Origin of the sequence: Salinisphaera hydrothermalis C41B8 (assembly GCF_000732535.1) — a bacterium.
GTDB classification, from domain to species: domain Bacteria; phylum Pseudomonadota; class Gammaproteobacteria; order Nevskiales; family Salinisphaeraceae; genus Salinisphaera; species Salinisphaera hydrothermalis.
The window spans coordinates 1-9,142 of sequence record NZ_APNK01000062.1; the positions used below are offsets into that span (position 1 = coordinate 1).

Here is a 9,142-nt window from a genome sequence, read left to right on the forward strand (position 1 = left end):
GGTAGCAATCCAAGCTTAAGCCATGCGGTCACCGCCGCCTTTCACGCTTATCTGCGAAGAACCAATTTTCGCCACTATGACCGTCAGACCCGTCATGGCGCGCTGGCGCCCGAACGCGGGGCGCGCCTCGGCGCCGCGCAGAAGCGTCTGCTCAAGGCGATGAGCCACTGGGGCGGCTATACGCCCATGCTGATCGTGACCGACGCCGACGGCACGCTGTCGCAGACCGGCGGTGCCAATGCTTATGTCATCGATGCGGCCATTGCCCGGGCGCGGGCGCAACAACAGAAGGCGCAGCATGCGGGCCCCTGAGAAGCGCCGCTTTCAAGCAGTTGTCATTCTGCTGATGTGGCTGTCGATGACGGGTTGCGGTGGCGACGATGCTCAGTCGCGTGGGCCCAACGCGCTCAGCGATTACGACCAGGTCGTCAAGGCCGCGGTCACGGGTGGCGACAGCGCAACGCTGGATTGCCACGGTGCCCAGGAAGTTGGCATCGGCTACGTCCCCGCGCTGCGGATTAAGGCCGAGACGAGAACGACAAGGCGGCGGCTGTCATCGAGCCGCCGCCTTGTCATCGCTGGCCTGGAGGGCATGGGCAACTGCTTGTGGCCAGGGCGTGTGGGGCTCGCTGCCCAGATGGGAAAGCAGCGCCGTATTGTCCAGGCGGATCGAGCGCTGCCAGAGATAGCGTAATTCGCGCAGCTCCCGCCCGGTTTCCCAGGCAAGCCCCAGAATTCGCAGCGACCACCAGGGAAAATGGCGAATAGGCAGATGCGTGCCGGCAGCGGCACGAATGGCCGTGATCATTCGTGTGCCGTCCTCATCCCAGTGGCCGCGCATGTGATAGCGCGCAAACACCGGCAGCTGGTTCTCGGCTGTGGCCAACCGCAGCATGGTTTCCGCCACATCCGGGACATACGCCCACTGATGACCGACGCCCTGCCGGCCCGGGTAGCGGATGCCACGCGGCGGACGGCGGGGGCCGACCAGAGCATGGAACCAGTTGTTGGCCGGTGGCCCGCCGAAATAATCCCCCGCTCGGACAATCAGGCTTCGCACCCCTTCGTTTTCGGCCGCGGTTGCCAGTCGGTGTTCCAGCGATACCCTAATCGCGCCCTTGCGCGTGACCGGATTCTGCGGCGCGTCTTCGGCGATGAGGGGGAAAGCGTCCGGGCCGTAGTTGTAGACCGTGCCCGGCAGTATGATGCGCGCGTCCGCGGTCCTCGCGGCGGCAATCGTGTTGTCGATCATCGGCAACACTCGTTCCGCCCAGCCGCGATAACCGGGTGGGTTCACGGCATGAACGATGAGCGACGCCCCGCGCGCTGCGTCCACCACCTCGGCGCGATTCATGGCATCGCCCCGGCGCCAGTCATAGGCTGGATGCTGGCCGGCCGGTATCTCGGGCGCCCGATGCAATGCCCGGATTTGCCACCCGGAAGCGAACAGCTTCTTCGCCAGTTCGCTGCCGATCGCGCCCGTCGCGCCCAGTACTAAAGCTGTATGAGCCATGGTCGTTGACAAAGATTCGTATGCCGAATCCCCATGTTGCTCGGCTGTTCGGCTATGCGGAACTGGTTAATATTGTCGACCTGATATACAAAAATGTATAACGCACCTATGCCAACGCGCGAACCCAGCTGGGCTCTGTACCGAACGTTTCTGGAAGTGCTGCGCAGTGGATCGTTATCGGCTGCGGCGCGTGGTCTGGGGATGACCCAGCCGACGGTCGGCCGACATATCGATGCGCTTGAAGCGGATCTGCAGTGCGACCTGTTCGTACGCACGCAACGAGGCTTCAGCCCGACAGACGCCGCCAAGCGGCTGGCACCGCACGCCGAGGCTCTCGAAGCTTCGGCGGCAGCTCTGTTGCGCAGCATGGCCGGCGCAGAGGATACCGTGACCGGGACGGTACGCCTCACCGCCAGCGAGATAATCGCGGTGGAAGTATTGCCGCCCATTCTGGCCGCATTGTCGGCGCGTCACCCGGGGCTTGCGATCGAACTCGTGCCGTCGAACCGCGTCGAGGATCTGTTGCGGCGAGAAGCGGATATCGCTGTGCGCATGGCACGCCCGACCCAGGCGCAACTGGTGGCGCGCCGGCTCGGCGAGATAAGGCTCGGCCTCTATGCGCGCGGCGATTATCTGGCGCGCCGGGGCCAGCCCGCCGGGATCGGGGCGCTGGCACACCACGCGCTCATCGGCTTCGATCATGAGACCGAATTCACCCGGGAAGTGGGCAAGGCATGGCCATGGCTCACCCAACAGCGCTTCACGCTGCGTACCGACAGCGATGTCGCCGGCCTCGCGGCGCTACGAGCCGGCTGGGGCATCGGCGTATGCCAGCACGGCCTGGCGCGGCGGGATCCGAATCTGGTGGCTGTTCTGCCCGAGGTGTTCGATCACGCGCTGGATGTGTGGCTCGTCGTGCACGAGAACCTGAGGCGCAGCCCGGCGTGCCGCGCCGTATTCGACGCGCTGGCCGAGGGCCTTACGCGCTATATGGCGGGTTGATCGATCCGGGCCCGGCCGGTCAACTGGCCCAGCGTTGCGGATGGTTTGCAGCCAGCACGCCGTCGTCCCAATCGTCCCAGCCGGTGAACGGAATCGGTCGGTCGTCATCGATATGACGTAGGCGCTCGGCCCAGGCATGTCTGACGTGGGCCAGATGCCGCTCGAAGTCCTGGGCTTCGCGATAGGCAATGCCGGCGCCCTGCACGCCATAGGCCAGGTGTGGCGCAAGCACATCGAAGCCCATGTAGTAGAGCGAATAGTTGATGGGCCAGAGCAGACGCTCGATTGGGCCGCCGCGGCCATAGGGCAGAAACGAGCGGCGCGGGCCGCCGGTGGTGACGGACAGCATCGCGCGTCGGCCACGAAAGTGCCCGGCGTCGTAGCGCCGACTGCCGGTATAAAGCCCGCCATAGACGAACACGCGATCGAACCAGCCTTTCAGGATCGCCGGCTGGGCATGCCACCAGAGCGGAAACTGCAGGATCACGAGATCAGCGCGTTCCAGCCGATCGATCTCGCGTGCCACATCCCCCGGCAGCTGTCCCAGCTCGCTGGCATGGCGTTGTTCGGTCAACGGCGCAAACCGGTGCTCGTCGGCGCGGTCGGGATAATGGTGCGGCCCTTCGACCGGGTCGAAGCCGTCCGCATAGAGATCGGATATCTCGACCGTATGACCGCCGGCTTCCAGCGTCTGGCGTGCAGTGGCAGTCAATGTGGCGTTGAACGAGCGGGTGCCGGGATGCGCATGAACAATGAGGGTATGCATGACATGCCTCGTGGATGAGCCATGGCGCTACCCTGGGGCTTTCCGTTTTGCAATAGAATCGCAATTTACCGAAAGGTTTGTTTGCAATTATGCAAGAGTCGCTCGACTGGAACGCGCTGCGGTGGATTCTGGCGATCGGTCGGGCCGGCACGCTCGCTGGCGCGGCGCGCCAGCTGCGGGTGAGTCATGCCACGATTTTCCGGCGTCTCAACGCGGTGGAACGCGAGCTCGGCCAGCCGCTCTTCACGCGCGAGCGGGCCGGTTATGTGCCGACGGCGCTCGGGGAACGCCTGCTTGTCGAGGCGGAGGCCATCGAGAGTCGTGTGCAGGCGGCGATGCAGGCCGTCGACGACGGCGTGGTATCGCCCGCCGGGCGCGTACGGCTCACGACCACCGATACGTTGTTCGACGGGCTGCTGGCCTCGGTACTGGTGGATGTACGCGAGCGTTATCCACGGATCGCGCTGGAAGTCGCGATCTCGAACGACACCTACAGCCTGACGCGCCGCCAGGCCGATCTGGCCCTGCGGCCCATGGCCTCGCCGCCCGAGGCCTTGATTGCCCAGCACATGGGCCACGTCGCGATGGCGCCCTATCTCGCGCGCGACGCAAGCCGGGCGGCGCGATCGCGCTGGCTCGGCCTGGACGACAGCGTGTTCTTTCCGGCGCTCGCCACCTGGATGCGTCGCCACCACATCGATGATTCCGGCTGGCGTATCGATACGCTGCTGGGTCTGGCCGCGGTCGTGCGCCGTGGGGCCGGCGTGGCACTGCTGCCCTGTTATCTCGCCGATGCCGATCCGGCGCTGCAGCGCGTCGGCGATGTCGTACCGGAACTCGCCACTGATCTGTGGCTGCTGGTGCATCCGGATCTGCGTCGCGTGGCGCGTATTCGAGCGGTACGCGAGGCGATCAGCGAAGCGATTGCCAGTCCCGCGGTGCAGGCCCGGCTGGCGGGTACCGGCGATCAGCCGGCCTGATCCGCCTCGCTATCGGCGCGCTTGTGGGCCTTGTGCGCCTCTTCGTTGCTGCCGTTCTGCCAGTAGCTGGAGATATAGAGCGCGTCGCGCGGTACGCCGCGATCGCTGCGCAGATGTTCGCGCAAGCGGCGCATGGTCGCGAATTCACAGGCGCACCATACCGATGGCTCGCCGGCCGGCCAGTGGAGGGCGGCCACGGCATCGTACAAGGGTGCGCTATCGGCCCCGGGGCGCGGGTTGATCACCCACTGGATCGCCACCCCGTCGGGCGCGTCCAGTTGCTGGATGTCGTGTTCGTGCAGCACTTCGATGATGGCGTGCCCCTGCGTGTCGCGCGGTAGCTTTTCCAGATTGGCGGAGATCGCCGGCAGCGCGGTCATGTCGCCGATCAGCAGCACCCAGTCGGCGGCCGGGTCGACGAGCTTCTTCGGACCCGGGCCGCCGATATCGATGGTCTCGCCGGGCTGAACATCCTCGGCCCAGCGCGCGGCCGGGCCGCCGTCGCCGTGGCGGACGAAATCGATATCGACCGAATCCTCGCGCTGCGAGCGGATGGTATAGGTGCGCAGCAGCGGGCGGTCGCTGTGGGCCTGGGCAAAACGGAGTTTGACGTAGGCGCTTTCCTGATCGGCCGGGAAGTCGGCCATGGCTGCGCCGCCGAGGGTTACGCGCAGCATGTTGGGTGTGATTTCGGCCTTGTCGAGTACGGTGAACGTGCGCGGTGGCGGTCTACGGTTCATGAAGCGTTGTCCTGGGAATGTTCGAGATTGGCGATCATGGCCTCGGCCAGTTCGGTAAAGCGGGCGAGGTCGGCTTCCGACAGCCCGCCGGCCATGCGCGTGCCGGCGCGCGCCTCGACGGCAGCGATCCGGTCGGCGAGGTCGCGCCCGGCGGCGGTGAGTTCGAGTTGCTGGCTGCGGCTGTCGTCGGGATGCGGCTGGCGGACGACCAGGCCGTCGGCGACCAGCCGCTTGATCAGTCGTGCGATACGGCCCTTGTCCTGGCGCATACGGTCGGCAATGTGCTGGGCCGTGCCATGGCGGTTGCGGGCGATGCCCTTGAGCACGCGGATCTCACCTACGGTGCGTTCGATCCCGGCCTCGGCATAGCCGTCGCGCATGGCGCGTTTGTAGGCATGCAAAAGGCGGTGCAGGGTTTCGCCGGTCGGAGAACGTTCGGTCATGATAATTGGTTGAGAATGTCAACTAATGGTCGGCGGATTGGTTGATTTTGTCAACGACCGGCTTGAGATATGCTCCGGCTTTCGGTAATCAGAAGCGCGGGCCGTGATCGGTCGGTCGATAACAGGAGGCGCAACCGGCCGGGCAGGTGAGGGCCCGACCGACGACGAGGGCGTGGTGAATCGGTTTCTGTGCTATCGCAGGGCATGGCTCGTTCTGCCGCTCCTGCTCTGGAGCGCGGCGGCCGCGGCGACGGCGACGCTGCAGCACGTGGTCGTGCATCACGACGGCGGGCACACGCGCGTGATCATGCGCTTCTCCAAAACGCCGGCCTTCAACGATTTCGTCCTCAGTTCCCCGGTGCGTGCGGTGATCGACATGAACGCGACGCGCCGTGCGAAACACACGGCCGCGAAGGGCGAGGGCGCGGTTCGCGATGTCCGCTGGGGTCGGCGCGCGCACGGCACCCTGCGCGCGGTGTTCGATCTGGCGCCCGGGACGCATTTCGCGGGGGTGACGCGCCATGGTCGCGAGCTGGTCGCGCGCTTCGATCGAGGTGAGTCGTCCGGCAGCGCGGGGGCGCCGAGCCGGCCGCCGATCGTGGTGGTGATCGACCCCGGTCACGGCGGCAAGGATCCGGGCACGTCCGGGCCGCATGGGCTGCGCGAAAAGACGGTGGTGCTGTCGATCGGGCGCATGGTGTACGACAAGCTCGCGGCCACACCGGGTATCAAGCCCGTGCTCACGCGCCACGACGATCATTTCGTCACGCTCGCCGATCGCGTGGCCATCGCCCAGCACCAGCACGCGGATGTATTCGTCTCGATCCACGCCAATGCCTCGCCCGGGCATCCAGACGTCGACGGCGGCACCTGTTACGAGCTTTCCGAGCACGGCGCGAGCAACGCCGAAGCGGCCCAGCTCGCGCACTTCGAGAACAGCCGCGATCGCGAGGTCGCCGGCGTCCGGTTTTCGTCCGACGATATGGCGCTCAATACCGTGCTCACGCAGATGTTCCAGAGCCAGTCGATCAACGCCGCCGATCGCCTGGCGCAGCGGATCATCCATCATTTCGGCCAGATCGAGCCGCTTTACCATGCCAAGCCGTTGCGGGCGAACTTCGAGGTCCTGCGCGATCCGATGGTGGTCTCGGTGCTGTGCGAGACGGCTTTCCTGTCCAATCCCACCCAGGCCGAGAAACTGCACGGCCATGCGTTTCGGGCACAGCTCGCCAATGCCATCTACGAAGGGATTGTGGGTTATCTCAAGCACAACCCGCCCATGCACCCGTCGCCGACCTCGCCCGAGATTTATATCGCCAAGCAGGACGACACGCTCGATGGCATCGCGGCGCGTGCCGGTACGACGCCGGCCTTGCTGATGGCGATCAACGATCTCGGCAGCCGCCGGCTCGAGCCCGGGCAGCGGCTGATCGTGCCGGGGCTGGACGACCAGGACGGCAAAGCCCGGCTGAAGCGATACAAGGTGCAGAAAGGCGACACGCTGTATTCGATCGCGACCGCGCACGACGAGACCGTGGCCGCGCTCAAGTCGGACAATGCGCTGGATTCCACGCGCTTGCGCGTCGGTCAGGTGCTGCGCGTGCCGCCGGCGCCGAACGCACACGGCGACAGCTGAGCGTCGACCGGACAGGGCATAGGCGGGCGTCGGTTGTTAAAATAGGGGATTACGCGTCCGCACCGGTGCCATCGTTATGTCCGTCGTCACTCGTTTTGCCCCCAGCCCGACCGGCTATCTGCACATCGGCGGGGCCCGTACCGCGCTCTATTCCTGGCTGCATGCCCGCCAGCACAACGGCCGTTTCGTGCTGCGCATCGAGGACACCGACCGCGAACGCTCCACCGACGAGGCCGTGCAGGCGATTCTCGATGCCATGGCCTGGCTTGATCTCGAGCACGACGGCGAGATCTATTATCAGACGAAGCGCTTCGATCGCTATGCCGAGGTGATCGACCAACTGCTGGCCGAGGGCAAGGCGTATTACTGCTACTCGAGCGCCGACGAGGTCGAAGCCATGCGCGAGGCCGCCCGGGCCCGCGGCGAGAAACCCAAGTACGATGGCACCTGGCGGCCGATGCCGGGCAAGACCCTGCCCGAGCCGCCGGCCGGTGTGGACCCGGTGATCCGCTTCGCCACGCCGCTGGACGGCGTGACCGTGATTCCCGATCTCGTCAAGGGCGACATCACGATCGCCAACAGCGAGCTCGACGATCTCATCATCGCCCGCGCCGACGGCACGCCGACCTACAACTTCTGCGTGGTGGTCGACGACATGGACATGGGCATCACCCATGTCATCCGCGGCGACGACCATGTCAACAACACGCCGCGTCAGATCAATATTCTCAAGGCGCTGGTGGGCGACGACGGGCCGCTGCCGTACTATGCCCACGTGCCGATGATTCTCGGCCCCGACGGCAAGCGCCTGTCCAAGCGCCACGGCGCGGTGGGCGTGATGCGCTATCGCGACCAGGGCTTTTTGCCGAGCGCGTTGCTCAACTATCTGGTGCGCCTCGGCTGGGCGCACGGCGACCAGGAGATCTTCACCCGTGAGGAAATGGTCGCGCACTTCGATATCGCCAACGTCCAGGGCGGGGCGTCGACCTTCGATCCGGAAAAACTGCTCTGGGTGAACCAGGAGCACATGAAGGCCGCCGCGCCGGAAGCGTTGATCGGCGAGCTGGCGTGGCATCTCGCGCGGCACGGCGTCGAGAACGTCGCCGAGGATCGCCTGACCGCGATCGCGGCGGTGCAGCAGGGGCGGTGCAAGACCATGGCGGAGATGGCCGAGCAGAGCCTGTTCCTGTTCCGCGACGTCGAGGATTACGAGCCCAAGGCGGTGAAGAAGCACATCAAGACCGCCACGCCGGATCTGCTGGCGCAGGTGCGTGATGCCCTGGCCGCACTCGATGCCTGGGACGGCGAGGCGCTGGCAGCGGCGGTGAAAGGCGTGGCCGAAGGTAACGAAGTCGGCATGGGCAAGGTCGCCCAGCCGATCCGCATCGCGCTGACCGGCGGGCCCGTGTCGCCCTCCATCGACGACACGCTGGAGCTGCTCGGCCGCGAAACCACGCTGGCTCGTCTCGACCAAGCGGTCGCGGCCTTCCGCGAACTCAAGGCGGGCGCGTAAGAAACCCGGAGCGCGCCGGGGTCGAGCGCCCGGCGCCTCTCGTCGCCTGGGTATGCCAATAGCCATTTGCTATTTGATTGTGCAATACCATAACGTCGAGCTTATCGATACAATAATTATTCAATTGTAGAGGTTGGCATGGCCACCACCATTGACATCACGGTTCTCGCCGACGGCCAAGCTACGCGTATGGCCGAGATGTTCCGTCTGCTGGGCGAACCGAACCGGCTGTCGTTGGTTTATGCCTGTCTGGAAAGCCCGCAGAGCGTGCAGAGCCTGGCCGAGCAGATCGATATCTCGATGTCGCTGGCCAGCCATCATTTGCGGTTGCTGCGGGCGGCGCGGCTGCTGGCCGCTGAACGCCGCGGCAAGCAGGTGTTCTATGTGGCCGCCGACGATCATGTCCAGCGCGTGCTGCGCGACATGATCGAGCACAGCGACGAAGAGGATTGGCGATGAGCACCTCGCACACGCACGACCACGCGCAGAGCTATATGCAAGTCTGGTGTATGGAGACTTGATCAAGCGGCGCTCCGGCGGTCCTGGGAA

The 9,142-nt window shown here is 65.6% G+C and carries 10 protein-coding genes; 6 read left to right on the top strand and 4 right to left on the bottom strand.

Annotated features, from left to right (window positions below):
• Positions 1 to 312 (top strand): hypothetical protein (locus C41B8_RS20760; RefSeq protein WP_037341761.1); only part of this gene is annotated, 312 nt, incomplete at its 5' end.
• 241 nt (positions 313 to 553) lie between these two features.
• Here the strand turns inward: C41B8_RS20760 and C41B8_RS18720 are convergent.
• The gene (locus C41B8_RS18720; protein ID WP_037341763.1) at positions 554 to 1,513 is read right to left on the bottom strand and encodes an NAD-dependent epimerase/dehydratase family protein; all 960 of its coding nucleotides are present in this window, start codon (positions 1,511 to 1,513) and stop codon (positions 554 to 556) included.
• A gap of 108 nt (positions 1,514 to 1,621) precedes the next feature.
• On the opposite strand from C41B8_RS18720, the gene C41B8_RS18725 reads away from it, so the two are divergent.
• Positions 1,622 to 2,515, top strand: a complete 894-nt coding sequence (locus C41B8_RS18725) for a LysR family transcriptional regulator (RefSeq protein WP_037341766.1) — start codon at positions 1,622 to 1,624, stop codon at positions 2,513 to 2,515.
• A gap of 19 nt (positions 2,516 to 2,534) precedes the next feature.
• Here the strand turns inward: C41B8_RS18725 and C41B8_RS18730 are convergent, their stop codons facing one another.
• Complete coding sequence (locus C41B8_RS18730; RefSeq protein ID WP_037341768.1) at positions 2,535 to 3,281, bottom strand: NAD(P)H-dependent oxidoreductase; 747 nt, start codon at positions 3,279 to 3,281, stop codon at positions 2,535 to 2,537.
• 89 nt (positions 3,282 to 3,370) lie between these two features.
• Here C41B8_RS18730 and C41B8_RS18735 point away from each other — a divergent pair, with 89 nt between their 5' ends.
• Complete coding sequence (locus tag C41B8_RS18735; RefSeq protein WP_156962597.1) at positions 3,371 to 4,261, top strand: LysR family transcriptional regulator; 891 nt, start codon at positions 3,371 to 3,373, stop codon at positions 4,259 to 4,261.
• Here C41B8_RS18735 and C41B8_RS18740 read toward each other — a convergent pair.
• Both C41B8_RS18740 and C41B8_RS18745 read right to left on the bottom strand, forming a co-directional pair.
• A complete protein-coding gene (locus C41B8_RS18740; protein ID WP_037341770.1) occupies positions 4,249 to 5,001 on the bottom strand; it encodes a siderophore-interacting protein in 753 nt (250 codons plus the stop codon). The genes C41B8_RS18735 and C41B8_RS18740 overlap by 13 nt on opposite strands.
• Positions 4,998 to 5,444 carry a MarR family winged helix-turn-helix transcriptional regulator gene (locus tag C41B8_RS18745; RefSeq protein ID WP_037341780.1) on the bottom strand — a complete coding sequence of 149 codons (447 nt, stop codon included), beginning with the start codon at positions 5,442 to 5,444 and terminating at the stop codon, positions 4,998 to 5,000. The genes C41B8_RS18740 and C41B8_RS18745 overlap by 4 nt, the downstream gene beginning before the upstream one ends.
• A gap of 175 nt (positions 5,445 to 5,619) precedes the next feature.
• Between C41B8_RS18745 and C41B8_RS18750 the strand changes: the two genes are divergently transcribed.
• From C41B8_RS18750 to C41B8_RS18760, 3 genes are all read left to right on the top strand, one after another.
• Positions 5,620 to 7,080, top strand: a complete 1,461-nt coding sequence (locus C41B8_RS18750; protein WP_156962598.1) for an N-acetylmuramoyl-L-alanine amidase — start codon at positions 5,620 to 5,622, stop codon at positions 7,078 to 7,080.
• A 76-nt stretch (positions 7,081 to 7,156) separates the two neighbouring features.
• On the top strand, positions 7,157 to 8,593 hold the full coding sequence (gene gltX / locus C41B8_RS18755; protein ID WP_037341785.1) for a glutamate--tRNA ligase: 1,437 nt from the start codon (positions 7,157 to 7,159) through the stop codon (positions 8,591 to 8,593).
• Positions 8,594 to 8,731: 138 nt separating this feature from the next.
• A complete protein-coding gene (locus tag C41B8_RS18760) occupies positions 8,732 to 9,052 on the top strand; it encodes an ArsR/SmtB family transcription factor (protein ID WP_037341788.1) in 321 nt (106 codons plus the stop codon).
• The last annotated feature ends 90 nt before the right edge of the window (positions 9,053 to 9,142 follow it).